At 48.3% G+C, this 26,007-nt stretch carries 23 protein-coding genes; 8 read left to right on the top strand and 15 right to left on the bottom strand.

The window, feature by feature from the left end; all coding sequences use genetic code 11:
* The coding region (locus BUB43_RS08310) for an IS982 family transposase (protein WP_143154073.1) at positions 1 to 540 on the top strand (540 nt) is incomplete at its 5' end.
* 16 nt (positions 541 to 556) lie between these two features.
* Here the strand turns inward: BUB43_RS08310 and BUB43_RS08305 are convergent.
* The 4 genes from BUB43_RS08305 to BUB43_RS08290 are packed head-to-tail and all read right to left on the bottom strand — an operon-like array spanning position 557 to position 3,101.
* Positions 557 to 1,522: a ferric siderophore ABC transporter substrate-binding protein gene (locus tag BUB43_RS08305; RefSeq protein WP_073180080.1), complete on the bottom strand. Its 966-nt coding sequence runs from the start codon at positions 1,520 to 1,522 to the stop codon at positions 557 to 559.
* Positions 1,523 to 1,526: 4 nt separating this feature from the next.
* Entirely contained in the window at positions 1,527 to 1,925 is a 399-nt protein-coding gene (locus BUB43_RS08300) for an ExbD/TolR family protein (protein ID WP_073180078.1), read from the bottom strand.
* A 2-nt stretch (positions 1,926 to 1,927) separates the two neighbouring features.
* Complete coding sequence (locus BUB43_RS08295; protein WP_073180076.1) at positions 1,928 to 2,608, bottom strand: MotA/TolQ/ExbB proton channel family protein; 681 nt, start codon at positions 2,606 to 2,608, stop codon at positions 1,928 to 1,930.
* A gap of 34 nt (positions 2,609 to 2,642) precedes the next feature.
* Positions 2,643 to 3,101: a hypothetical protein gene (locus BUB43_RS08290; RefSeq protein ID WP_073180111.1), complete on the bottom strand. Its 459-nt coding sequence runs from the start codon at positions 3,099 to 3,101 to the stop codon at positions 2,643 to 2,645.
* Positions 3,102 to 3,231: 130 nt separating this feature from the next.
* Between BUB43_RS08290 and proC the strand changes: the two genes are divergently transcribed.
* The gene (proC, locus tag BUB43_RS08285; protein WP_073180074.1) at positions 3,232 to 4,035 is read left to right on the top strand and encodes a pyrroline-5-carboxylate reductase; all 804 of its coding nucleotides are present in this window, start codon (positions 3,232 to 3,234) and stop codon (positions 4,033 to 4,035) included.
* Between the two features lie 83 nt (positions 4,036 to 4,118).
* A complete protein-coding gene (locus BUB43_RS08280; protein WP_073180072.1) occupies positions 4,119 to 5,921 on the top strand; it encodes a DUF885 domain-containing protein in 1,803 nt (600 codons plus the stop codon).
* 85 nt (positions 5,922 to 6,006) lie between these two features.
* On the opposite strand, the gene nth is transcribed toward BUB43_RS08280, so the two are convergent.
* Positions 6,007 to 6,624: an endonuclease III gene (gene nth, locus BUB43_RS08275; protein ID WP_073180071.1), complete on the bottom strand. Its 618-nt coding sequence runs from the start codon at positions 6,622 to 6,624 to the stop codon at positions 6,007 to 6,009.
* 30 nt (positions 6,625 to 6,654) lie between these two features.
* Between nth and bcp the strand changes: the two genes are divergently transcribed.
* On the top strand, positions 6,655 to 7,116 hold the full coding sequence (bcp, locus tag BUB43_RS08270) for a thioredoxin-dependent thiol peroxidase (protein WP_073180069.1): 462 nt from the start codon (positions 6,655 to 6,657) through the stop codon (positions 7,114 to 7,116).
* Between the two features lie 63 nt (positions 7,117 to 7,179).
* On the opposite strand, the gene BUB43_RS08265 is transcribed toward bcp, so the two are convergent.
* From BUB43_RS08265 to BUB43_RS08255, 3 genes are all read right to left on the bottom strand, one after another.
* Positions 7,180 to 8,712, bottom strand: coding sequence for a YifB family Mg chelatase-like AAA ATPase (locus BUB43_RS08265; RefSeq protein ID WP_073180067.1), 1,533 nt, complete (start codon positions 8,710 to 8,712; stop codon positions 7,180 to 7,182).
* A gap of 92 nt (positions 8,713 to 8,804) precedes the next feature.
* Positions 8,805 to 9,854 (bottom strand): mannose-1-phosphate guanylyltransferase, encoded by a 1,050-nt coding sequence (locus BUB43_RS08260; RefSeq protein ID WP_260200682.1) that lies wholly within the window; start codon positions 9,852 to 9,854, stop codon positions 8,805 to 8,807.
* 3 nt (positions 9,855 to 9,857) lie between these two features.
* A complete protein-coding gene (locus BUB43_RS08255) occupies positions 9,858 to 10,439 on the bottom strand; it encodes a SprT-like domain-containing protein (RefSeq protein ID WP_185113767.1) in 582 nt (193 codons plus the stop codon).
* Between the two features lie 62 nt (positions 10,440 to 10,501).
* Here BUB43_RS08255 and BUB43_RS08250 point away from each other — a divergent pair, with 62 nt between their 5' ends.
* Positions 10,502 to 12,016: a GH3 auxin-responsive promoter family protein gene (locus BUB43_RS08250; protein ID WP_073180063.1), complete on the top strand. Its 1,515-nt coding sequence runs from the start codon at positions 10,502 to 10,504 to the stop codon at positions 12,014 to 12,016.
* Between the two features lies 1 nt (position 12,017).
* Here BUB43_RS08250 and msrA read toward each other — a convergent pair whose 3' ends face one another.
* Together msrA and BUB43_RS08240 are read right to left on the bottom strand one after the other, a co-directional pair.
* Positions 12,018 to 12,665: a peptide-methionine (S)-S-oxide reductase MsrA gene (gene msrA / locus BUB43_RS08245; protein WP_073180062.1), complete on the bottom strand. Its 648-nt coding sequence runs from the start codon at positions 12,663 to 12,665 to the stop codon at positions 12,018 to 12,020.
* 11 nt (positions 12,666 to 12,676) lie between these two features.
* Positions 12,677 to 13,645 carry an ROK family protein gene (locus BUB43_RS08240; protein ID WP_073180060.1) on the bottom strand — a complete coding sequence of 323 codons (969 nt, stop codon included), beginning with the start codon at positions 13,643 to 13,645 and terminating at the stop codon, positions 12,677 to 12,679.
* Positions 13,646 to 13,726: 81 nt separating this feature from the next.
* Between BUB43_RS08240 and BUB43_RS08235 the strand changes: the two genes are divergently transcribed.
* Positions 13,727 to 15,202: a GMC family oxidoreductase gene (locus tag BUB43_RS08235; RefSeq protein WP_083541233.1), complete on the top strand. Its 1,476-nt coding sequence runs from the start codon at positions 13,727 to 13,729 to the stop codon at positions 15,200 to 15,202.
* 53 nt (positions 15,203 to 15,255) lie between these two features.
* Here BUB43_RS08235 and secA read toward each other — a convergent pair whose 3' ends face one another.
* The 3 genes from secA to BUB43_RS08220 all read right to left on the bottom strand — a co-directional run bounded on the left by secA (position 15,256) and on the right by BUB43_RS08220 (position 19,780).
* A complete protein-coding gene (gene secA / locus BUB43_RS08230; protein ID WP_073180056.1) occupies positions 15,256 to 18,327 on the bottom strand; it encodes a preprotein translocase subunit SecA in 3,072 nt (1,023 codons plus the stop codon).
* Positions 18,328 to 18,443: 116 nt separating this feature from the next.
* On the bottom strand, positions 18,444 to 18,665 hold the full coding sequence (locus tag BUB43_RS08225) for a DUF2795 domain-containing protein (RefSeq protein ID WP_073180054.1): 222 nt from the start codon (positions 18,663 to 18,665) through the stop codon (positions 18,444 to 18,446).
* A gap of 83 nt (positions 18,666 to 18,748) precedes the next feature.
* Positions 18,749 to 19,780 (bottom strand): GDP-mannose 4,6-dehydratase, encoded by a 1,032-nt coding sequence (locus BUB43_RS08220; protein ID WP_073180052.1) that lies wholly within the window; start codon positions 19,778 to 19,780, stop codon positions 18,749 to 18,751.
* Between the two features lie 113 nt (positions 19,781 to 19,893).
* Between BUB43_RS08220 and BUB43_RS08215 the strand changes: the two genes are divergently transcribed.
* Both BUB43_RS08215 and BUB43_RS08210 read left to right on the top strand, forming a co-directional pair.
* Positions 19,894 to 20,688: a DUF2797 domain-containing protein gene (locus BUB43_RS08215; protein WP_073180050.1), complete on the top strand. Its 795-nt coding sequence runs from the start codon at positions 19,894 to 19,896 to the stop codon at positions 20,686 to 20,688.
* 32 nt (positions 20,689 to 20,720) lie between these two features.
* Positions 20,721 to 23,327, top strand: coding sequence for a hypothetical protein (locus BUB43_RS08210; RefSeq protein WP_073180049.1), 2,607 nt, complete (start codon positions 20,721 to 20,723; stop codon positions 23,325 to 23,327).
* Between the two features lie 66 nt (positions 23,328 to 23,393).
* Here BUB43_RS08210 and BUB43_RS08205 read toward each other — a convergent pair whose 3' ends face one another.
* Positions 23,394 to 23,744: a hypothetical protein gene (locus BUB43_RS08205; protein WP_073180047.1), complete on the bottom strand. Its 351-nt coding sequence runs from the start codon at positions 23,742 to 23,744 to the stop codon at positions 23,394 to 23,396.
* Between the two features lie 50 nt (positions 23,745 to 23,794).
* The gene (locus BUB43_RS08200) at positions 23,795 to 25,981 is read right to left on the bottom strand and encodes a prolyl oligopeptidase family serine peptidase (RefSeq protein WP_395858373.1); all 2,187 of its coding nucleotides are present in this window, start codon (positions 25,979 to 25,981) and stop codon (positions 23,795 to 23,797) included.
* Positions 25,982 to 26,007: the final 26 nt, after the last annotated feature.

The following is a 26,007-nucleotide window of genomic DNA, read 5'->3' as shown; positions in this document are numbered from 1 at the left end:
CTATCTCGCTCCTCCAGAAGCAGGATTTGCAAGGATGTAGATTATGCTTATCCCAACAAAGGATTTTGTGCTTCGCAGAACCTGCATTTCTATGGGTATAAACTACATGCTGTCTGTTCCATTTCTGGGGTTTTTCAGAGTTTTGATATTTCTCCCGCATCCGTTCACGACATCTACTACTTGCAAGATATAAAACTCCAAATGTCTGACTGTGTGTTGCTTGGGGACAAAGGCTATTTGTCCCAAACCATCCAGTTAGACTTATTCAATGAGGTAAATATAGAATTAGAAACTCCTAAAAGGAGAAATCAAAAAGACTACAAGCCACAGTTTTATCAATTCAAAAAATATCGGAAAAGAATCGAAACGTTATTTTCCCAACTTTGTGACCAATTTATGATTAGAAGGAACTATGCCAAAACTTTTCAAGGTTTTAAAACCAGAATTTTGGCTAAAATTGCAACACTTACAACTATTCAATATCTGAATAAATTTCTTTTCGGCAGAAATATAAACAACCTAAAAATAAATCTCGCGTGATAATGCACTACGGGTATTAAAATGAAATCTTATAGCTTCCCGTGCTGGAAACTGCCGCCCGCTCGGCTTTTACATAGCGCTTCACCCAATCGATGGAGGTGGATACCACGCACGGATCCGAAATACCACCGCTGCGCCGCGCCGAAACCACATTGCCCGCCTTATCCACGGTGTACGCAATGGTGATGGTGCCCGTAGCCGTGCAGCTGTGCGTAGGCTGCGCGCCGCCACGCCCCATCGTACCAGGTATGAAGCCCGTAAGCTGCCTATCCACACCTATTTTGCTGTCGCCGTTTCCATCGCCACCAAGCGGATCGCCGGAATTTCCCGCGGCATTGCTGCCGTCACCCTGGCTGCCCTGCTTGGTTCCGCGCCCGCGAAGCAAATTGCCAACGGCTGCGGTGCCCTGCCCATCGCCTTTTCCTGTGGGGGCATTGGCTGCGGCAGCATTGCTCCCTGGCTTTTTTGCAGATGAATTTGCACCGCTACTTTTAGCGTTCGGTTTCCCGGCTGGCTTTGAATTCTTGCCAGAAGTTGCTACCGCTTTATCCGTTTTTTTTGACGGTGTTTCGGTGGTTTTTATCTCGCGCTTTTTATCTTTTCCTGTTAATATTTTTTCGGGCTGGGCTTTGGCTTTCGGTTCAGGTTTTGATGCCGGTTTGTCTTTGGGTAAATCTTTTGGCGAAGCTTCTGGCTCAGAAATGATTTGGGTAGAATTTTCCGCCGGTGATGAAGGTTCCGCCGCTGCATCTGCCGCCAGACTTCCTTCCTGATTGGCCGGCTCTTCCAGGCCTGTGCCTTCCCGGTTATCTCCGAAGTTGATGAGCATTGCGGATACCGTTTCGGTTTTCGGCACCGGAAGCGTTTCAGTAAATTTATACAAAAACAAGAAAAGCAGCAGCCCGGCAAAAACTACTGCGGTGATGATGCCGCTTTTCAGCCGGTCGGTTTTGTTCTCGCTGTCGTAACTGAAACTTCTCATTTTCTTACTGCGCTTTCTGCGTGGCTATCGCGATGCTGTACTTGTGCTTCTCGGCAATTTCCATCACGAAAACCACATCCTTGTGCATCGCGTTTTCATCGGCACGAATCGTGAACGATGGTGATGGGGCGTTCTGCATCCTTGCCAGGATTTCTCTCTCCAAATCCTGCTTCTGCACCGGCAGTTCATCTACAAAAAAACTGCCATCGCTGCTGATGCTTACCGCTAAAGGATTCGGGATGTTCGGCGCTTCGGAATTTCCCTGTGGCAATTTTACATCTATGGCGCTCTGCTGAGACACCGCAGAAGTTACCATAAAGAAAATCAGCAGCAGCAGGAAAACATCCACCATCGCTGCAAGGCTGAATTCCGGGTTGGAGGTATTTCTGCGTTTCAGTTTCATTTTCAGGAAGGATTGTTGATGATGTCCAGAAAGTCCGCAGTAAGATTCTGAACTTTCAGGGCAAATTTATCTATCCTCGTAAGGAGCAGATTGTAGAAAAAATTGGCAGGGATAGCCACGGCGAGCCCCATCGCCGTATGGCCGAGGGCGGTGTATATGCCTGCGGAAAGCGTCTGCGGCGAGAAGGTGCCTTCTGAATTTGCCATACTGAAAAACGCCATAATGATGCCTATCACCGTGCCGAGGAGCCCGAGCATTGGGGCTATGGATGGCACTGCGGATAGCAGGCTGAGGTTTTTTTCCAGGCGTGAAACTTCTATTTGTGCCTGGTTTTCCATCGCGCTCACGATGTCGGAAACCGGCCTTCCGATGCGCGATATTCCTTTTTCCAGAATTCTGGCATCGGGGCTGCTGCTCCTTTTGCAGTAATCTGCGGCGGCTTCTACGCGGCCTTCATTCAGGAGGTCTTCGATGTTCTGCAACATATTTTGCTCCGGGGTTTTCGCCATACGGTTGATGAAGAAGAGCCTCTCCAAAAAGAGGTACAGCGCAAGGACGCCCAGCAGGATGATGGCTACCATTACTGCATTGGCAAAAATATTATCGTGAAACAAAATTTCCCAAAGGGAGAAACTGCGCTGCTGCACGGATGCTGCAGCCGGCGTGGCGGCCTGTAGAAACATAAAAAACTGGTTTAAAAAAATAAATAATTGGTGGCTAATCCTCTACCTCGATAAGTTCCGGCCTGAAGTTGCACTTCAGCTTGAAGGGAATTTGCGTGCCGGAGCCCGTGTAGAAATCATCGATTTCCCCCTTCCATACCAGGTGCAGCACCTCCTCCTCATCCTTGGTGAAGCTCAGCTCGTTGTCGTACAGGTAGGCCTCCTCATCATCGTGCAGGTCCACCTCGGTATAGTCATCCTCATCAGAATCATTGATGAGGATTGGCTTTCCGCAGAGCTCCGCAGAGTCGGTCGGGAAGTCGTAAATGTGGAAGGAAAGCTGCGGGTAGTTGTACTGCAGGGAATCATCATCCACATGATCCAGGCAGTCGTCTGTAATAATCTCCACCTCCAGCAGGTGCTGCCTGTTGCTGTATACCGGCTTGCAGTAGGTACTTTTAATGTTGTACTTCAGAGTTTCCTCCGGATGGTAGATTTTCAGAATCCCTTTCATTTTTTTCAGGATAAATTTGGTTTTGGTTTTATAGTTTGAGCAAAGATAAAAAATTGCAGCAATGCGGAAATTTAAAATTAAAATTCCCGCAGAAAACCACAAACTTTTTTAAATTTGGCTAAAAACCACGATGAAAATTGCCGTACTGGGTGCCGGGAAAATGGGCACCTCCTTTTCCAGATCCTTCTTGAAATTCGAACTTGTAAAGCCGGAAAACCTGCTCCTCATCACAAGAAACAAGCAAGGCAAACCGGAAGTGGAAAAGGAATTTCCAAACTGCAAAGTCCTGGCTTTCAGCGAGGTGGAAGAATGCGGCGCAGATCTGATCATCCTTGCCGTAAAGCCGCAGGATTTCGCTGCCACCGCGGAAAACCTCCCCTTCAAAATACCGGAGGAAAGCATTCTACTTTCCGTGATGGCGGGCATCTCCATAGAAAACATCCAGCAGGCCTGCAACCATAGCTTTGTGGTAAGGGCGATGCCCAATACTCCCACGATTTTAGGCCGCGGGATCACGGGGTATACCGCAGCGAAAGGCATCCCGCTGGAAAAAATAATGCAGGTCGAGCGCCTATTAAATTCCACGGGCAGGTCGGTTTACCTTGAGGGGGAAAGCCTTCTGAACGGCGTCACGGCACTTTCCGGCAGCGGCCCGGCGTATTTTTACTACATCGTTTCGGCGATGGTACAAGCCGGAATTTCGATGGGCATCGATGAACATCTCGCGAAGCTTTTCGTGAAGGAAACTATGCTGGGTGCCTACCACCTCATCAATAATTCTGAAAAATCCCTGGACGAACTGATAAAGGATGTGGCATCGAAGGGCGGTACCACGGAAGCGGCTCTGCGGACTTTCGAGGAAGGCGGCCTGAAAGAAATTCTGCAGAAAGGCATCATAGCCGCCAAAAAACGCGCCCAAGAGCTGAGCAGATGAAGAATATTTTCTTTAAGAAATAAACTTTACTTTTGCTAAGACCAGGCTCTTCTTAATTTTTCCTTGAATTTAAAAACTAAATAGTGAAAACAATTCTAAAATTTGCCCTTCTGCTATGCCTTGCTGCAGCCTTCTCCTGCAAAAAAAAAGATATGCCCCTCGCCAAGATAACCCCGATGAACCTGGACAGTATAGCGGCTAACTACTACGAGCAGTACCTGAAGATGCACCCGCTGGAGGCCACCGCACAGGGCGACTACAGATACAATGACCAGCTGCCCGTAGATATCGACAAAGATTTCATCGACACAGAAGTGGCTTTTTATAAAGGTGTCCAGAAGCAGCTCGAGAAAGTGGGTTATGAAAAACTTCCTGATGATAAAAAGGTGATATTCGATGTGCTGGAATATACGCTGAAAGACAAGATAGAGCGCTTCGCACACCACCCGGAATACATCCCTTTCACGCAGTTCGAAGGCTTGCCCCTCACATTCCCACTGCTTGGAAGCGGCAGCGGAAACCAGCCTTTTGAAACGGAAAAGGATTATGACGACTGGCTTAGCCGGATGGAAAAATTTCCCCAGTGGATGGATGCTGCGGTGGAAAATTTTAACGATGGCATAGCGGCAAAAACTGTGCTGCCGAAAAAGCTGGTGCTTAGGATGATCGCGCAAACTGAAAATCCGGACATCATTTCCGATGATTTTGAGCGGAATATCTTCTACGGACCGGTGAAAAATTTTCCAAAAAATTTCTCCGATGAGCAGAAGGAAAAATACACGAAGCTTTACAAAGCGGCAATTGCCGAGAAAATCATCCCTGCATATAAAAATATGGCGGGCTACCTTAAAACTACCTACCTGAACGCTGCGAGAGATTCCGACGGGATAAACGGCATTGCCAACGGCGATAAAACCTACCGCTACTATGTAAAAAGCTGGACGACTACCAATCTTTCTCCAGAAGAAATCCACGAAACAGGGCTGAAAGAAGTGGCGGAACTTCGCAGCGAAATGGAAAAAGTAAAGGCAGAGCTGGGCTTCCAAGGCTCGCTGGAAGAATTTTTGGCAAGCCTGAAAACCGACCCGAAAGCTATGCCCTACAAAACTGCGGACGAAGTTTTAGGTGCCTTTAATTCCGTTTTGAAGAAAATTCAGCCTAAGCTGAAAACGATGTTTTCCGTAACGCCAAAAACGCCGTTCGAAATCCGCCAGACAGAAAAATTCCGCGAAAGCACGGCAAGCGCAGAATATATGCAAGGCTCTGCAGACGGCAAAAGGCCAGGTATTTTCTACCTTCCGCTGCCCGAACCAAAGGCCTTCAATGTAGCTTCCGGGATGGAATCGCTCTTCCTGCACGAAGCAATTCCCGGGCACCATTACCAAATTTCCATTCAGCAAGAAAATGAAGATTTGCCGAAATTTATGCGCTTCGGCTGGCTCGGCGCTTACGGCGAAGGCTGGGCGCACTACTGCGAAACGCTGGGCCCGGAACTTGGGCTCTACACGGACCCTTACCAGAAAATGGGCTACCTGAGCGACCAAATGCTGCGGGCTGTACGCCTGGTAATCGATACCGGCATACATTCCGGCAAGATGACAAGGGAAGAGGCCATAGCCTATTTCCTGAAAAATGTGGCGTACGACGAAAATTCCGCAACGGCGGAAATTGAGCGCTATATGGCTTTGCCTGGCCAGGCTTTGGCTTACAAAGTGGGCTCTTTAAAAATCAAGGAATTGCGTGGAAAATATTCCGCGAAGCTTGGGAAAAATTTCGCCTTGCCGAAGTTTCACGACGAGGTTTTAAGCCAGGGCTGCTTACCGCTTGCTGTTTTGGAAAGGAAGATGGAAAACTGGGCGGCCAAACAAGATAAAGGTAAAAAGTAATTTTAGAGGCAAGAGTTGAGAGCCAGATGCAAGATTTAGCGGAGCAAAAACTTTTGCCATTGCCTTTAAAGTTTTTCCTTAGGTCTTAAATTTCAAGTCTTCTGGTAATGAAATCCTGTTCCCGCTTGCCTTTTGCCGGCGAATATTCCCTGCCGTAATAGATGATTTGCAGGTGAATTTTATTCCAGCGGTTTTTCGGGAAAAGTTTTTTAGCATCGGCTTCAGTTTGCGCCACATTTTTCCCGTCGCTCAGTTTCCACAGCTTCATCAGGCGGTGAATGTGCGTATCCACCGGGAAAGCCGGTACGCCGAAACTTTGCGCCATCACCACCGATGCCGTTTTATGGCCAACACCTGGCAAAGCTTCCAGCTCCTCGAAAGTTTGCGGCACTTCGCCGCCGTGCCTTTCCACAAGAAGTTCGGACATTCGTTTTAAATTCTTAGCCTTTTGGTTGGAAAGCCCGATTTCGCGGATAAATTCCTTGATTTCATCCACTTCCATCGCTGCCATTTTCTGCGGCGTATCAGCCCGTTTGAAAAGTTCGGGCGTTACCTGGTTCACCTTTCTGTCGGTAGTCTGTGCGGAAAGCGCTACCGCAACTAGCAGCGTGAACGGGCTGTAGTGGCTGAGCGGGATGGGAACTTCCGGGTAAAGTTTTTCGAGCTCATCCATCACGATTTTTGCGCGCTGCTTTTTCGTCATCCTCCGTAAATTTGCCCAAAAATAATTATTATGCTAAAAGTTGGCGACAGACTGCCGGAGTTTGAGGGCGTAAACCAGGATGGTGAAAAGGTGTCGTCCGAAGATTTTTCGGGAAAGAAACTCATCGTGTTCTTTTACCCAAAAGCCAATACGCCGGGCTGCACCGCGGAAGCCTGCAACCTTTCGGACAATATTTCCAGGCTGAAAAATCAGGGCTTTGAATTGATTGGAATTTCGGCAGAGGCAGTGAAAGCGCAGAAAAATTTCCACGAGAAATTCAAACTTCAATACGATATAATCGCTGATGAAAGCCGCGACATCGTTGAAAAATTCGGTGTTTGGCAGCTGAAGAAATTTATGGGCAGGGAATTTATGGGCATCGTGCGCACCACTTTTATTTTCGATGAAAGCGGCATCTGCACGAATGTTATCGGCAAAGTGAAAACCAAGGAAGCTGCGGAGCAGATTCTGGAAACGGTAAGGATCCAATAAATTTAAAAGCGGTTCAGCTTTATTACTTTTTTCTTGGCTCTTGGTTCTTGTGTCTCAGCTCTCTTACGCATTCCAAAACTCCCTGTCCAAAGAGCGGTACTGGATTGCTTCGGCGATGTGTGGCGGCGCGATGTTTTCGGAATTATCCAGATCGGCAATTGTGCGGGCTACCTTCAGAATTCTGTCGTAGGCTCTCGCCGAAAGGTTGAGTTTTTCCATCGCTGATTTTATTAAATTCAGCGAAACATCGTTCAAGCCGCAGAATTTCTCGATTTCCTTCGGTCCCATTTGTGCGTTATAATTAATGTCCAAATCGGCATAGCGCTCGGTTTGGATTTTCCGCGCATTCAACACTCTTTCCCGAATTGCCGAGCTGGATTCACCCTTGCGCTTATCGGAAAGCTGCTCAAATTCCACCTTCTGCACCTCTATGTGGATGTCAATCCTGTCAAGCAGCGGCCCGGAAAGCTTGTTCATATACCGCTGCATTTCGTAGGCGGAAGATGTGTTGTTCGGGTCATCTGGAAAATAGCCGCTGGGCGAAGGATTCATACTTGCCACAAGCATAAAGCTCGCAGGGTAGTTCACCGAAAACCTTGCCCGAGAAATCGTAACCACACGGTCTTCCAAAGGCTGCCGCATCACTTCCAGCACGCTGCGCTTGAACTCCGGCATCTCGTCCAGAAAAAGCACGCCATTGTGCGCCAGCGAAATTTCGCCGGGCTGTGGGTAGCTTCCGCCGCCTACCAGTGCCACATCGGAAATCGTGTGGTGCGGATTGCGGAAGGGCCGCACCGTCATCAGCGAAGTTTCCGTACCGATTTTCCCGGCCACTGAGTGAATCTTGGTGGTTTCCAGCGCTTCCTTCAAAGTGAGCGGCGGCAGAATGCTCGGGATTCTCTTCGCCAGCATCGTTTTTCCACTTCCCGGCGGACCGATCAGGATGATGTTGTGCCCGCCTGCTGCAGCCACTTCCATTGCCCGCTTTGCCGTTTCCTGCCCTTTCACTTCCGAAAAATCGAAAGGGAAGCGCTGCGCCTTTTCCTGAAATTCTTTCCGCGTATCTATCACCGTCCTTTCCAGCGGCTTGCCTTCGTTGAAAAAGTCAATCACTTCCCGTATGTTTTCCGCGCCGTACACTTCCAGGTTGTTCACAATGGCCGCTTCCTTCGTGTTTTGCTTCGGCAGGATGATGCCCTTGAAGCCTTCTTCCCTTGCCTGAATGGCTATGGGCAGCACGCCTTTGATGGGCTGCAGTCCGCCATCCAGCGAAAGCTCGCCCATTATGATGTAATCGCCGATGTTTTCTGCGGCGATGAGGTTGGATGCCGCCAGAATTCCGATGGCGATGCTGAGGTCGTACGCCGAGCCTTCCTTCCGAAGATCGGCCGGTGCCATATTGATGGTGATTTTCTGCTGCGGAAGTTTCAGGCCTACATTCTTCAGCGCGGCAGAAATGCGGTGGCTGCTTTCTTTGATGGCGTTGTCCGGAAGCCCTACCAGATGGTAGCCCACGCCTTTATCCACATTCACTTCTATGGTGATGGTTTGCGCCGAAACACCGTGGATGGCACTTCCGAAAACTTTGACGAGCATTTTGTGTAGGGTTAAAAGTTAATGGTTTAAAAGTTTAAAATATTGCTGGGCTGTTTGTTTGGGAATTTGCAAATTCCTAAATCACCAAATTTCTAATCTCTCAATTTTCCCACATACTCCTTTATCAGCTGGTCGTTTTTCCTTGGGCAGATCAAGAGTGCATCCTTCGTATCCACCACGATGAAATCCTGCAGGCCGTCTATCACCGCTACCTTTCCAGCTGGCATTCTCACCGTGTTGCCTTCCGCATTGTAAAGGAAAATCTTTTCGGAATTTACCGAATTTCGCTCGGCATCTTTTTCAGCATTTTCAAAAACGGAAGTCCAGGTGCCAAGGTCCGTCCAGCCTAAATCTGCCGGAATTACGAACACATTGTCCGCCCTTTCCAGAATGCCGTTGTCAATTGAAATATTCTCAACCTTTGGGTAAATTTCCGCGATGCATTCCGCTTCTTTTTCCGTGTTGAATTCGCACTTTTCAAATTCCTGCAGCATTTCGGGAAGGTGCTTTGCAAAGGCTTTCAGGATGGTATTGGCATTCCACACGAAAATTCCTGCATTCCAAAGATACTCGCCGGACTGTAGGAATTCCTGCGCGATTTCCAGCTTCGGTTTCTCCGTGAATTTTTTCACCTTGGAAATTTCGCCGCCGTTTTCTGCAAAATTAATGTAGCCATAGCCGGTATCCGGCCTCGTTGGCTGGATGCCCAGCGTTATCAGGCACTCGTTTTCTGCGGCGGCTGCCAGTGCGCTTTCAATTTTTTCGGCGAAGGCATCTTCCTTCAAAATCAAATGGTCTGCCGGAAGAACCACGATGTTCGCTTCCGCATTTTTCGCCAGGATTTTCTTCGCCATATAAAGGTTGCAGGCTGCGGTGTTCCGCATCATCGGTTCGCCCACGATGTTTTCCGCAGGAATTTCCGGCAGCTGTTCCCGGCAAAGTTCGATGTACTCTCTGTTCGTGATTACCAGGATGTTTTCCGGCGGAATTACTTTTTTAATTCTGTCGAAAGTCTGCTGAATCATCGTCCGTCCTATGCCCAGGATGTCCTGAAACTGCTTAGGGTTTTGCTGCGTGCTCATCGGCCAGAACCTGCTTCCAATGCCTCCGGCCATTATCACGCAAAAGTTGTTTTGCTTCATCGTTCAGAGTTTTTGCACCGTAGCCAGCGGCTTGAAAAGGTACTGCTTTCCGGTGCGTGCTTCCCTGCAAAGATAATTGATTTTCCGCCGTGCCAAAACTTCGTAATCCCTGCCTTTGTAAGAAAATCTTTCTCCGGCGGAAAGCTCTTCCACCGTCACCAAGTTTCCCTCCGGATTGTGGAAGTAGCGCGCTATGCCGTGGCTTGCTAGGAAATTGGCCTTTGGCGATTTGGCGAATTTCAAGATTTCTGGCCGAAGGTCTTCCGGATAAACGGCAAGGCTTTCCACCAGCATTTCTCGGAAGGTATGCTTCCACTCTTTTCCGTGCGGAAGGATGTTTCTGCCGAATTTTTCAAAGGCGATGAGGTGCGCTATTTCGTGCGTGAGGACGAAGAAGAACAGCGGCCTTGGCAGCGTGGAATTGATGGTGATTTTATGGCTGCCGTCCTTCAGCTTGCGGTAATCGCCCAGCTTGCTTTGCCGCTCCTTCGTAATCCTGATGTGTAGCGAAAAGCTGCCGCACCAGCCTTTCAGGTACGGCAATGCATTTTCCGGTAAAAATTCGGGAAGTTTTCCGATTGGCATTCTGCAAATTTAAGCAAGGCTAAAGCATCACCAAAATTGAAAATCCCTAAATTTGTTTCCCTATGGCAACGAAGGCGCTTTTTAATTCCGTGGTGAATTGGTTCATCAAGCAGAGAATGGATGATATCGAAAAATTCATCCAAAACCCGATAGATACGCAGGATGCCGTGCTTCTCTCGCAGCTTTACCGTGCGGAAGATACGGTGTACGGCAGGAAGTTCGGCTTTAATGACATTCGGAATTACGAGGATTTTCAGCGGCAGGTTCCCATAGTGGCCTATGAGGAAATAGAGCCATTCATCGAGAGAGCGAGGCAGGGCGAAAAAGATGTGCTTTGGCCAGGCAGCGTGAAGCATTTTGCCAAATCTTCCGGCACTACGAATGCCAAGAGCAAATTCATCCCCATTACGCAGGATTCTTTGGACAGGTGCCATTACAAGGCAGGGAAGGATATGGTATCCATTTACGCGAACAATCATCCTGATAATCAATTGTTTACGAATAAGAATTTGCGGCTTGGCGGAAGTGCGGAGCTTTACGAACATTTCAACACAAAATACGGCGACCTTTCTGCCATCCTGATTGAAAACCTGCCTTTCTGGGTGGAAATTACCACCGTGCCAAGCAAGAAAGTTTCCCTAATGAGTGAATGGGAAAGCAAGATGAAGGCGATAGTTTCGGAAGTGCGCGCTGCTGATGTGGGCAGCCTTGTAGGCGTGCCAAGCTGGATGCTGGTGCTGCTGCAAAGGGTGCTGCAGGAAACCGGCGCGGAGAACATCGGCGAACTTTGGCCCAATCTCGAAGTGTTTTTTCACGGCGGCATCAGCTTCAAGCCGTACCGTGAGCAGTACCGGAAAATCATCGGCAGGGAAATAAATTATTACGAAACTTACAACGCCTCCGAAGGCTTCTTCGCAATACAGGACAGGCCGCACGAAACGGATATGCTGCTGATGCTGGATTACGGCATTTTCTACGAATTCCTTCCGATGGAAGATTTCGGGAAGGAAAATCCGAAAGTTGTGAGCCTTGCAGATGTGGAGCTTGGGAAGAATTATGCTGTAATCATCAGCACAAATGGCGGCTTGTGGCGCTACCTGATTGGCGATACGGTGGTTTTCACTTCGCTAAGTCCTTTCAGAATCAAGATTACGGGAAGAACGAGGCATTACATCAATGCCTTCGGCGAAGAGCTGATGATAGATAATGTGGAAACCGCGCTGCAAAAGGCCTGCGCAGAGACCAACGCCGCCGTTTCGGAATATACCGGTGCGCCGGTTTTTATGCAGGGTGGTGCTTCTGGTGCGCACGAGTGGATTTTTGAATTTGCCGAAAAGCCTGATGATTTCGGAAAATTCTGCCAAAGCTTTGATGAAAACCTGAAGGCGTTGAACTCCGACTACGAGGCGAAACGCTACCAAAATATGACGCTGGATGAGCCCGTAATCCACATTGCGCGGGAAAACCTTTTTTACGACTGGATGGAATCCCGAGGGAAACTGGGCGGGCAGAACAAGGTGCCAAGGCTCAGCAACGAAAGGGACTATATAGAGCCGCTGCTAAAAATGAACAACTGATCTAATCCTCTATCATCCCTAAATCCTGAAAATGCTTTCGGAATTTCTGGATTTTAGGACCCACCACCGCGCTGCAGTACGGCTGGCTGGGGTTGGCTTTATAGTAACCCTGATGATAATCCTCCGCAGGATAAAACTCCGTAAAAGGTACCACTTCCGTCACTACTTTCCCGGCATATTTTCCTGAAGCATCGATTGCTGAGATTTCTGCCTCGGCTACCCTTTTTTCCTCCTCGTTATTATAAAAAATCACAGAGCGGTATTGCGTCCCGATGTCATTCCCCTGCCGGTTTAGCTGGGTAGGATCGTGAAGGAAGAAAAAAACATCCAAAAGTTGCTGGTATGAAATTTCCTGCGGATTATAGGTAATTTGCACAACTTCTGCGTGGCCGGTACTCCCTGTACAAACTTCTTCATAAGTTGGGTTTGGAATGCTTCCGCCGGAATATCCGGAAACAGCGCTCTCCACGCCCTTCAGCATATTGAATGCGCCCTCAATACACCAGAAGCAGCCTCCTCCAAATGTGATTTGTTTTAAATTTCCCACTTTAACTTTCTTATTTTGAATTGGTTTCGCCAGGTTTTTCTCCGTTTGCCCACTGCAGGAGATGAGAAAAAAACAGGCCAAAAATTTGAAAATATTCCTCATTAAATCCTCCCTTACTTCTCCCAAACAAGGGCGCTAGCGCCGAGGATCGCGGCATCCGCCTCGCTTAGCTCGCTGAAAATAAGCTTTACCTTCCCCCGGAAGTGCGGGAAGAGGTTTCGCTCCATATGCAGCCTCGTAGGCTTCAGCAGAAAATCTCCCGCCTGAATGACCCCGCCGAACAGCAGAATAGCCTCCGGGGAGGAGAACATCACAAAATTCGCCAACGCTTCTCCGAGTCTCTGGCCCGTATAGCGGAAAACCTCGATTGCCGTAGCATCACCCCGCAGCGCACATTCGTGTACGGTTTTTGCGTTAATTTCCTCTTCAGGATATTCATTCAGGACGGACTCTGGGAACTCAGCGCGCATCTTCTTCGCTGTGATGGCTATTCCCGTTGCGGAGGCATAGGCCTCCAGGCTGCCCTCCGAGCCGGTGTTCCAGTGCTTGCGCCCTGCAGGTTTTACTATCGTATGCCCCAGTTCTCCGGCGAATCCATCGTGGCCGTAGATCAGGTTACCGCCGCTTACGATGCCGCCGCCCACTCCCGTACCGAGGGTAATCATTATAAAATCCTTCATCCCGCGTGCCGCCCCGTACATCATCTCCCCCAGCGCTGCCGCATTGGCATCATTGGTGATCTTAGCCGGCACACCAAACTTCTCCGTAATCATCCCAGCAAATGGGATGGTGCCACGCCAGGCGAGGTTTGCCGCATCCTCTATCGTGCCCTTGTAATAGTTGGCATTCGGGGCGCCTACCCCTATGCCCCGGAGGGTCTTTCCATTTAAAAACGGACTTATTACGGGCTGTATTTTTGCGTGCAGCGCATCTACAAAATCCTCTACCACGGGGTACTGGTCGGTACGCATCCAGCCTTTCACTAAAATCTCGCCTGTAGGCGTTACCAAACCAAATTTCGTATTGGTGCCGCCCACATCGATGCCGAGGGCTACTTCTTTTGAAAATCCATTTTCAGACATTTGGGAAAATTTAAAGCCATAAAGTTACTGAATTTCGTGTTAATTTGCGGCTCTGGCATTAGATTTTCTCTGTTAAAAATTATGGAAAACCCTGATAAAGCTTTTTCAGAAAACCTCATCATAGGCACTGGCTACAGCGGCGCGGTGGCTGCCCTGCGCCTTGCAGAAAGAGGCAAGCCCGCTACTATGCTGGAGATGGGCCTGGACTGGGGCAAGGCAGGCATCCCGTTTTCGCGGATGATAAGGCCCGGGCGCTCCGCAGCGTGGCTCCGCAGGAAAACGATAGCACCATTTTTGAATATTTTCCCCTTGAAAAAATTCACCGGTACGCTGGACCGCTGGGATTACCCTTTCATAAAAATCTGGATGGGCAGGGGCGTGGGGGGAGGCTCCCTGGTGAATGGCGGCATGGCGGTACGCCCGAAGCAGGATTGGCTTAAAAAAATACTTCCCGAGCTGGATGATGAACTTATTTACCAAAAATACTTCCCCCTGGCAGAAAAAGAGCTAAAAGTAAATACAGCGGATGAAGACTTCCTGAGCCGCTGCGACTATTACCAATTCTCCAGGGTGGGCGAGATGGAGGCGCGCAAGGCAGGCTTCCGGACCGTGCGCGTGCCGAATGTTTATGATTTTAAGCATATGGAGCAGGAGCACGGCGGGGGCAAGCCTGGCTCGGCTTTCCGAGGGGAGGTGATTTACGGAAACAACCACGGGAAAAACTCTCTTGACAAAACTTATCTGGAAAAAGCCCTGGCTACGGGAATCGTAGAAATCCGCGAGCTTCATCACGCGCAGTCCATCCGGCAGGAGGCGGACGGCACCTACACCGTTTTTGTGAATAAAATAAATACTCTGGGCCAGGTGAGGGAGAAAATTGAGATGCGCTGCAGGAACCTGTTCCTCTGCGCGGGCACTATGGGCACGCTGGAGCTTTTGTTGCGCTCCAAAGCAGAGCACCAACTTCCGATGAATGAGGAAGTCGGAAAAAACTGGGGCAATAATGGGAACTTTATGACCGGGAGGAGTTTCGTTCAGATGTTCCGGGGCGGTACCGGCACCCGGCATTCTACCATACCCGTGGGCGGTATAGATAATTGGGACGATCCAGAGCATCCTTTTTTTGCGGAAATCGCGCCACTGCCTACCGGCATAGACCTGGCTACATCGCTTTATCTGATGATCATCCCGCCAGATAGGCCAGGCAGTGTGTCTTACAATGCGGTGACACGGAAGATTGATGTGCATTGGGATGCGAGCAACACTGCGAAAATGCGCAGAACCGCGGACTATTTTATCCGAAAAATGAATGCCGCCAACGGCGGTATGCGCTCGCTGCTGCTTTTCAAAAACGGGTTCGGGGCGGATATCTGCTACCATCCTCTGGGTGGTGCCGTGCTGGGCAAAGCCACTGACCTTGACGGGCGGCTGAAGGGGCATAGGAACCTCTTCGTGCTGGATGGCTCCTTGATTCCGGTGTGCGTGGGTGTAAATCCCTTCCTGACAATTACGGCACTCGCGGAATATTGTATGGAAAAAATCCTGAGGAACGCATAAAAAAACTCCGCAGTTTTCTTTGGTGCGGAGTTTTTCATTCAAAAATTTTAATTCTAAGCCGGGATCTCTCCTTTGTAAAGGAAGCCGATGATTTCCCTGTTCATCTTGTCCACCATTTCGCTGAAAAGGTAGAAGGACTCCTGCTTGTAAATTACCAGCGGGTCTTTCTGCTCGTACACCGCGCCTTGTGATGAACGGCGAAGGTCATCCATTTCGCGAAGGTGCGTCTTCCAGTTTTCATCGATGATGGCCAGCGTCACATTCTTCTCGAAATCGTTAATCAAACTTTCGCAATTCGTGTCGTAGGCTTGCTTCAGGTCGGTTACTATGGTCATCGTTTTATGCCCGTCGGAGAACGGCACCTGTATCATCCGGAATAGATTGCCCTGATTTTCGTACACATTCTTGATGATCGGCATTGCCTTTTCCTTCAGTAGTTCCAGGCGCATCCTGTAGTCTTCCTCCGCCGCTTTGTAAACGATGTTGGCAAGGTCTGCCACAGATTTATTTTTGAAATCCGCTTCGGAAACCGGTGAGCCCATCGTGAAATGCTTGATGATTTCAAACTCAAATTCCTTGAAATCTCCGGCGGCTTTCCCAGCTGAAACGATGGACTGCGCCACATCGTAAATCATATTGGAAATATCGTACTTCAAGTGGTCTCCAAAGAGCGCATTCTTGCGCCGCTTGTAAATCACATCGCGCTGCTTGTTCATCACATCGTCGTACTCCAGCAGCCTTTTACGGATGCCGAAGTTGTTCTCCTCCACCTTTTTCTGCGCCCTCTCTATCGATTTGGAAATCATCGAGTGCTGGATGACCTCGCCTTCCTTATGGCCCATCCTGTCCATCATTTTGGCGATTCTTTCCGAGCCGAAAAGCCTCATCAGGTTATCCTCCAGCGAAACATAAAACTGCGAGCTTCCCGGGTCACCCTGCCTTCCTGCACGGCCTCTCAGCTGCCTATCCACACGGCGGGAATCGTGGCGCTCCGTACCGATAATCGCCAAGCCGCCGGCTTCTTTCACGCCTTCGCGAAGCTTGATATCCGTACCTCTACCTGCCATATTCGTTGCAATGGTTACAACGCCCGGCCTTCCAGCTTCCGCTACGATTTCTGCTTCTTTTTTGTGAAGTTTCGCGTTCAGAACCTGGTGCGGAATTTTCCTCATCTGCAAAGCCCTTGAGAGCAATTGCGATATTTCCACGGATGTTGTTCCCACAAGCACCGGCCTTCCCTGCGATGTTAATCTCTCGATTTCCTCGATTACCGCGTTGTATTTTTCACGGTTGGTTTTGTAAACTAAATCGTGGCGGTCGTCCCGCTGAATCGGCTTATTGGTAGGGATTACCACTACATCCAGCTTGTAGATCTGCCAGAATTCTCCGGCCTCCGTTTCCGCAGTACCAGTCATTCCCGCAAGCTTGTTGTACATCCGGAAATAATTCTGCAAGGTAATGGTGGCAAAGGTTTGCGTAGCCGCCTCAATTTTCACATTTTCCTTCGCCTCTATGGCTTGGTGCAGCCCGTCGGAATACCTTCTGCCCTCCATAATCCGGCCGGTTTGCTCATCCACGATTTTCACCTCGCCGTCTATCACCACATATTCATCGTCTTTTTCGAAGAGCGTGTAGGCCTTCAGCAGTTGGTTCATCGTGTGGATGCGTTCGGATTTTTCGGCAAAATCTGCGAATAGCTTTTCCTTTTCGGCAAATTCTTCTTCCTTGGTTAAATTCTTCGCTTCCAGCTCTGCAATTTCAGTTCCGATGTCCTGAAGCACGAAGAAGTTCGGGTCAGAATTTCCCTGAGACATATAGTCCACGCCCTTATCCGTCAGGTCAACCTGATTATTTTTCTCATCTATTACAAAGTACAAATCTTTATCAACAATCGGCATATCGCGGTTGTTGTCCTGCATATACTTCGCCTCGGTTTTCTGCAGCAGCGTTCTGTTTCCGCTTTCGGAGAGGAATTTTATCAGCTGCCTGTTTTTCGGCAAGCCTCTGTAAGCCTGCAGAAGTTTGAAGCCGCCTTCCGTGGTATTGCCCTGGTTGATTAGCCTTTTGGCGTCGTTGAAAATGGTGGTAATTGTTTTGCGCTGCACTTCCACGATTCTGTCCACCGAAGGTTTCAGCACATCGAATTCCTGGCGATCGCCCATTGGTACGGGGCCTGATATGATGAGCGGTGTCCTTGCGTCATCCACCAATACAGAATCCACCTCATCCACGATGGCGAAGTTCAGCTCCCGCTGCACCAGTTCTTGCGGAGAACTTACCATGTTATCCCTCAGATAATCGAAGCCGAATTCATTGTTCGTACCGTAGGTAATGTCCGAATTGTAGGCCTTTCTTCTCGCATCAGAATTGGGCTGATGAAGGTCGATACAATCGATGCTCATCCCGTGGAACTGATACAATGGACCCATCCACGCTGAGTCCCTTTTGGCAAGATAATCGTTCACGGTAACCACATGGACGCCTCTTCCAGGAAGCGCATTCAGGTAGATGGGCAGCGTGCCCACCAGCGTTTTACCTTCTCCGGTAGCCATCTCGGCTATTTTGCCGCTGTGCAGCACCACGCCGCCTATAAACTGCACATCGTAGTGAACCATATCCCACACAATCTGCGAGCCTGCGGCGTTCCAGCTGTTTTTCCAAACCGCCGTATCACCCTGTATTTCCACGAAATCGCGGGTTTCCGCCAGCTCTCTGTCCCAGTCTGTAGCCGCCACGCGTATTTCGCCGTTCTGTGCCCAGCGCCTTGCCGTTTCCTTCACCACGGAAAATGCTTCCGGCAGAATTTGGCTCAGCACTTTTTCTTCCACAGCGTAGGAATCTTTCTTCAGGGCTTCCACACGGCTGAAGAGCGCTTCCTTCTCGTCCACATTCTGCGTGGTTTTTATCTGCTCACGGATTTGCTCAATCTGCGCTGTGATGTCTTTCGTAGCGGTTTGAATCTTCCCTTTGAACTCGGCGGTTTTAGCGCGAAGTTCATCATCGGAAAGCTGCGCAATGGCAGGCTCTGCCGCTTTTATTTTGGAAACTATTTTCTTTACTTCCTTCAGGTCGTTCGCGTTTTTATCGCCGAGAAAGCCTTTCAGGACTTTGTTTAAAAAACTCATTGTTTTGATGCTTTAGGCCATAGCTGTATGCCGTGGCACTGCCGAAAAACGGCATTAATATTAAATGTAAAAAAGCTCTAAGCCTGCTGCCTAAAGCCTTTGGCTAACTGCCTTTTTTAGTATTCATCCTCGTTCCAAAGGAAATCTTCCTCGGTAGGATAATCGCTCCAAACTTCTTCGATGGATTCGTAGATTTCGCCCTCATCTTCTATGGCTTGCAGGTTTTCCACCACCTCCATCGGTGCACCGGTTCTTATGGCATAGTCTATCAGCTCAGCCTTCGTCATCGGCCAGGGTGCGTCGCTAAGGTATGAAGCGAGTTCAAGTGTCCAGTACATATTTTAAATCGTGTTTTTAAATTTTTGCAAAAGTATAAAATTGAGGCCTACAAAATCCGAGAAATACCGTTTTCTGAAGAATTTTATTTGCGGCGGCTCAAAAACCATTCCACAAAGATTTTTATGCCAGTTTGGAAGTCGGTTTTCGGCTCGTAGCCTATCAGGCTTTTCGCCTTCGTAATGTCTGCATTCGTCAGTTTCACATCGCCAGGCTGCATCGGCAGCATTTTCCGCTTCGCTTTTTTGCCCAGCGCATTTTCGATGGTTCCCAGCATTTCTGCCAAATTGACCACCTGGTTTTCGCCAAGGTTGATGATTTCGTAAACGCCGGCATTTTCTTCCAAAAACTTGATGGACTTCGTAACGCCATCGATGATGTCATCAATGAAAGTATAATCCCTTGCCGTAGAGCCATCGCCATAGAACGGGATTTCGCCGCCTTCATCGATGATTTGGGTGAATTTATGAATCGCCAAATCCGGTCTTTGCCTCGGGCCATAAACCGTGAAAAATCGCAGCTGGACCATATCGATGTGGTAGAGATGGTGATAGGTGTGCCCGATGATTTCCGCGGCTTTCTTCGTTGCAGCATAGGGTGAAATCGGCTGGTCCACATTGTCGGTTTCGGAAAATGGCACCTTTTCATTGTTCCCGTAAACGCTTGAGCTGGAAGCACATACGAATTTTTTAATGCCTAATTCTTTGCAGAGCTCCCAGAGATTCATCGTACCCTGGATGTTCACGGATTCATAATCCAGCGGCCTTTCTATCGACGGCCTTACGCCGGCCAAAGCTGCAAGATGAACGATTAAATCAATTTTATTTTCGGTGAAGATTTTCCGCAACGCATCTTTATCGCGAAGGTCATTATAATAAAGTCGGTAGTTTTCCGAGCTGGTAATTTCCGCTAAGCGCTGAATATCAGCATCTTTCGAAGAAAATCCAAAATCATCTGGATTTTTCGCCACGGATTCCAGCGTGTTTTTTACCTTGATTTTATAATCGTAGAAATCGTCAAAATTATCAAGATTTATGACAGAATGTCCGCTTTTCAGAAGCGTTTCCGCAAGATGCGAACCGATAAATCCGCTTGCTCCGGTTATTAGGTAATTCATTGAAAACTAATAAGTTGCAGATTTTCAATGTGCTGAAAATCTTTTTTGTTAACAAAAATACAAATTTGCTAAAGAACTTATTTGCTATTTTTACCAATTAATTTTTTGGGGAAATGATTTTTGAGGGCCTGCTGAGAAAGATGTGCACACAGAACGGAAAACCGGTGCAGTATTACCTGAATCTTTCCGGCGACCTTATTAATATGAACCAATTGCTTGGCGAGAAAATAGCCTTGCAACACATTGGTTATCAATGCTTAAGATGTAATTCTGTCCGGAAAATTTTCCGGATGGGCTTCTGCAAAAAATGCTTCTTCGAAAGTCCGTATGCCAGCGAAACCATCATCCGCCCCGAACTTTCCAAAGCGCATCTTGGCATTGGTGAAAGAGATTTTGAAGTGGAAAGCGCGATACAGCTTGTGCCGCACATTGTGTACCTGGCGTACACAGGCGATGTGAAAGTGGGCGTGACGAGGGAGAGCCAAATCCCTACAAGGTGGATAGACCAGGGCGCTACCTTTGCGCTGCCGATTGCACGCACCGCAAACCGCTACGAAGCCGGAATGATAGAGGTGGCGCTGAAAGAACACCTGCCAGACAAGACGAATTATAAAAAAATGCTGCAGTGCGAATTTGAAAGCGAGGTGGATCTGCACGATTTCCGCGAGAAAATCAAGGAATATTTCCCGGAAAATTATCGGAATTTCTACCGGGATGATAACGAAATCTGGCGCATCGATTACCCATATCAGCAGCCGGAAAATGTCTCGGTTTGCACGCTAGAAAAATCGCCGAAAGTTGAGGGAATTCTGAAGGGAATCAAAGGGCAATACCTTGAGTTTCAGGATGATACATTCATCAACATCCGTTCGCACGAAGGCTTCGTGGTGCAGCTGTGCATCGGCTGAAAACTTAAATTTCGTTTAACTACATTTGCCCCATGAAAAAGTGGCAAAAAATTACGCTCATCGTGCTGGGCAGCCTGCTCGGGCTCATCATTCTCCTCAACATCGGGCTTAATCTTTGGCTGAAATATGGATTGCCGGATACTATAAAGAAAAATTCTGACTATCGGGTAGATTACAGCCGGCTTGATGTGGACCTGATGACAGGCAACATACTTGCCGAGGATATTAAAATTGGAACCAAAAATCCGGAAGATAAAGAAGTCCTTGGCATTGAGGGAACTGTAGATACGCTGAAAATCAGTAGGTTAGGATTGATAAAGGCAGCCACGCAGCAGAGGATTAATTTCAGCGATCTGCAGCTTGCCAAGCCAAATCTTAAGATTACTCTTGCCAAAAAGGATCCTCAAAAAGAGAAGAAAAAACAGAGCATCCCGGATTTCGATAATGTGAAAATCACAGGGGGGAATGTAGTGGTTTTGAATGAGCGGCAGTCCAAGGTATTCTCTGGTAACAATCTGAATATCAACTTACAAGATTTGAATTTCGTTTCAAAGCCATCGCTTAGCATTATCCCCTTTGTTTTTGGGAAATTAGACATCCACGGGGATAATATTTTCTTCCGTTCCGATGACATTTATGCGATGAAGGCTACAGAAATCAATACCGACGGGGGGCAAATCCAGATAAAAAATTATGAGCTAATCCCGCTGCTTACTCACCAGCAGTTTATGAAATTTTATCCTAAAAAGCGAAATTTATTTGATTTAAAAACAAAAGAGGTAATTTTTACGGATTTCAAAATTGACAAAGAGAAGCTGAAACTAGAAAATGTCACCCTTTCCGAGCCGCGTCTGAAACTCTACACCACCACTGCGAAAACCGAAAAAAAGGAGCAGAGTTTTAAGTACAAAGTCAATCTGGAAAATGCTAAAGTACTGAATGGCAAGGTGGATATCATCTATCCCGACGGCAATACGATGATGGATGTGGAAAACCTCGGGATGGAAATTACCAAGATTTTTATGGACGAACAAACCGCCAAGGGGAACATTCCGTTCAATTACGAAAAATTCAAAATAACCGGAAAAGATTTAGATTATTTCAGCCATACCCAGCACATCGCCGTCAATATTTTTGCCATCAACAAAAAATCTGCAGACCTGCGCCAGATCAGCCTGAAACCGCTCGCCAGCAATGCTACCACTACAATCTTTGACCTTAATATCTCCCGCGCCCGGCTGCTGGTAAACGATTGGAGCCTGGAGAACGATAAGCTGAAGATGGATGCTGAAAAAGTAGAAATCGATGAGGCTAAAGGTAAAATAATGCCGGCAAGAAATCCTAAAAATAAGAAGGCAGACTATTCCGGAATCGCCTTCCCGCTGAAGCTAAAGACTTTCGCGCTGAGAAATTCTGACATAATCCTCAGCGGGGACAAGCAGCCGCTAGCTATGGCTGATATCAACGCCACGCTCTCGGATATTATAATGGATGAGGCTTCGTCAAAAAACAAAATACCGTTCCGCGCCGGGGATTACAACCTTGATCTGAAAAGCATTAACTATGAAATGCGCCCGTTCTACCGCCTGAGCTCCGGCAAATTTATCCTCAAAAAACACAGCGCGCAGCTGAGGGATTTTAAATACACCCCGCTGGTAACCAGGGCACAGTATGTGCGCATGATACCGCACGAGCGCGACCTGTACGACATCAAGGCGGGCAGCATAAACATCACCGGCGACTGGGACCTCTTCTCCGATACGAAAATATTCAACGGGGAAAGCGCCTCCATCGATGGGGTGGTGGCAAACATTTTCCGCAGTAAAATCCCCCCGGACGACCTCTCGGAGAAGCCGATGTATTCCGCCGCGCTCCGGAAAATAAAGTTTCCTTTTTTCCTGAAACAGACAAAGATCAACAACGCCTTCCTGGAGTACGAGGAGGATACCAAAAACAGCGACGGGCCGGGGAAGCTCACTTTTTCTAACCTGAATATGGACATCCGCAACCTGAATTCAGGCAAAATGAAAGGTAAACCGACGGAGGTTCCTATTGATGTCTCCGCATCTTTTATGAAAGCCTCTCCGCTGAAGGTAAAATGGATTATGAACACCGCCGCAGCGGATGATGCCTTCTCTATTTCGGGTACTATCCACGACCTGCCCGCGCCCCGCATCAACCCTTTTGTGGAGCCCTATCTCGGTATACGCACCACGGGCACCATTGAGCTGCTGAAATTTGACTTCCGGGGGAACAAGGAGGGCATACGCGGCACGGAGCAGCTACACCCCGTGAACCTGCGGGTTCAGTTTGTAAACGATGAGGGCGGCGTGAAGAAACTAGCCACGGGGGTGGCGAATATCTTCATCAGCGGGAACAAGAGCGAGCCGAAATCTGCGGACATAGGCTATGTACAGAGGGATAAGACCAAGTCTTTCTTCAATATGTTCTGGAAGGGCGTACAGGAGGGGCTGGCGAAAATACTCATCAGCAAGAACCTCAGCGTGAGCAAATTACAAGGCAGGAACACACCAGAAGGACAGAGCAGCAACGATTCCGGGAAGAAAAGTAAAGCTGATAAAAAAGCCGAAAAGAAGGCGCGGAGAAACGAATCCAAAAACAGTAGTCTTTGGAACTGATGAAGATTTTTCCCAAAATAAAAATCCCGGCTCTAGGCGGCCGGGCTTTTTAAAACTTTCTGATATCTATTTGTCAAAATCATATTCATCATCTTCCTCTACAGGGATGCTGCGTACGAATTCATCAAACTTATCGCCAGGGTAGTTGCTGTCCGCCCCATAGGAGTCAATCATATAGCCTTTGTTGCCATCATTATCTTCGAGGAGATAGAGCACCGCATTGTCCGACGGATCACTCATTCCCTCAAATCTGTAGGACTTTAAGATTTTCAGCTCTTCGGGTGTGTACTGGTGTTCGGAGTCTTTCAGTAGCATCTCGCCCTGGGCGTTCATGCAGAATTCTCTTGTTACATTCTTGTCTTTGGCAAGCTTTGCCATCACCTGGCTCAGCGTAAGCATTGGTTTCGGTTCTTCCATTGTTTTTATTTTTTAGGTCAAAATATTTCAGCAAAATTTAAACCATTTCCCTATTTCTTCGGCAAGTTTCTGACACCCATTTCCCAGAGTGCGAAGCTCAGCATATCGGCATTTTCACCGATTACCTGCTCTGTGCTGCGGCCTGCACCGTGGCCTGCATCCACCTCTATCCTTACCAGAACAGGATTTTGGCAAGCCTGCTTCTCCTGAAGCTCTGCACCGAATTTGAAGGAATGCGCCGGAACCACCCTGTCATCGTGGTCACTGGTGATGATCATCGTGGAAGGGTAGCAAACGCCGGCTTTCACATTGTGCACCGGTGAATACGATTTCAGATACTCGAACATTTCACGCGAATCCTGCGCCGTGCCGTAGTCGTAAGCCCAGCCTGCACCCGCCGTAAACTGATTGTAGCGAAGCATATCCAAAACGCCAACGCCTGGGAAAGCAACCTTCGCCAGATCAGGGCGCATCGTCATGGTGGCACCTACCAGAAGGCCACCGTTTGAGCGGCCGGACATCGCCATATATTCCTTCGATGTGTAGCCGTTTTTATGCAGATATTCGCCGGCTGCTATGAAATCATCGAACACATTTTTCTTCTGCAGCTTCGTGCCGGCGTCGTGCCACGCCTTACCATATTCACCGCCACCACGGATGTTCGGCACGGCATAGATTCCACCATTGTCCATCCACACAGCATTCACCACGGAAAAACCGGGACGAAGGCTGATGTTGAACCCACCGTAAGAATACAGAATCGTCGGGTTCTTGCCATCGCGTTTCAGACCTTTTTTATAGTTGATCATCATCGGAATTTTCGTGCCGTCCTTTGATGTGAAGAACACCTGCTCGGAAACATAATCATCCGGATTGAATTTCACCTTCGGTTTTTGGTAAACTTCCGATTTGCCGCTGTCTGCATTGAATTTGTAAATGGTGCCCGGCATTATGTAGTTCGAGAAAGAGTAGTAAAGCTCTTTATCCTGCGCCCTTCCGCCAAAGCCAGAAGCCGTACCGTTCCCAGGGAGGGAAATTTCGCGAACCAGTTTTCCATCGTGGTTATACTGCTTCACATAGGTGAGCGCATCACGCATATAATTTGCGAAAATGTAGCCACCTCCTGTGGAAACGCTCAGTGCATTTTTCGTTTCAGGGATTACTTCCGTCCACTGTTTAGGGTTGTTGATGTTGAATTTCACAACGCGGCGGTTTGGCGCATCCTTATCGGTGAGGAGGTAGATCCAGTCGCCTTTTGTATCGATTACGCTGCTGTTGTGATCAAATCCTGTTTGGAGGGCTATCCAGTCCGATTTTGATTTTAAATCCTTGATATACAGCTCATTACCATTGGTAGCCACCGAAGCGGAATTGATAAGATAGCGCTCGTCCTCCGATACGGAAATCCCCATATACCGCCGCTTCAGATCGCCGTTTCCTCTCACGATTTTATCATCACTCTGCTTCGTCCCGATTTTGTGGAAATACACCTTCTGCTCATCGGTTATCCCGCTCAGCATACTTGCATTTTTCGGCTGTTCGTAGGTGCTGTAGTAGAAGCCCTCGTCACCAAGCCAGGATGCACCGCTGAACTTCATCACGATGGGCTCATCCAGAATTTTCTTGCTGATGGCATCCATAATGATGATTTTCTGCCAATCTGAACCGCCTTCCGAAATGGAGTACGCCACCAGGTTACCCTTCTTGTTGAAGCTGATGCCTGAGAGCGATGTGGTGCCTTTTTCGGAAAATTTATTCGGGTCCAGGAAGATTTCCGTCTTGCCGTTCTTATCCGTTCTGTAGAGCACACTTTGCGCCTGAAGCCCGTCGTTCTTGTAGAAATAGGTATAATCGCCACGCTTGAAGGGCGCGCTGATTTTCTCATAATTCCATATTTCGCGCAGCTGATTTTTTATATCATCGCGGAAGGTAATTTGCGAGAGATAATCATTGGTGAAGGCTACCTCCCGCTTCACCCAGTCTTTCGTATCGGCCGCCCTATCGTCTTCCAGCCAGCGGTATGGGTCTTCAACCTTCATCCCGAAATATTCATCGGTGTGGCTGATTTTCTTCGTTTCCGGATACTTCATCGGTTGAGAATGTGCGGTTTGTCCTGCGGTTTGGCTTTGCGGAGCGCCTTCGTTCTGCGCGGTTTTTTGGCTGCTGCACGATGCCAGGAAGGCTGCCACAGCAATGCCGAGAAATGGTCTCAGTTTCATATCTGTAATTTTGTTCATCTTCAAAATTACCAAATTTTTAACAA

It is taken from the genome of Cruoricaptor ignavus, assembly GCF_900141665.1.
In the GTDB taxonomy this organism is placed as follows: Bacteria; Bacteroidota; Bacteroidia; order Flavobacteriales; family Weeksellaceae; genus Cruoricaptor; species Cruoricaptor ignavus.
This window is presented reverse-complemented; position numbering and strand designations above follow the sequence as displayed.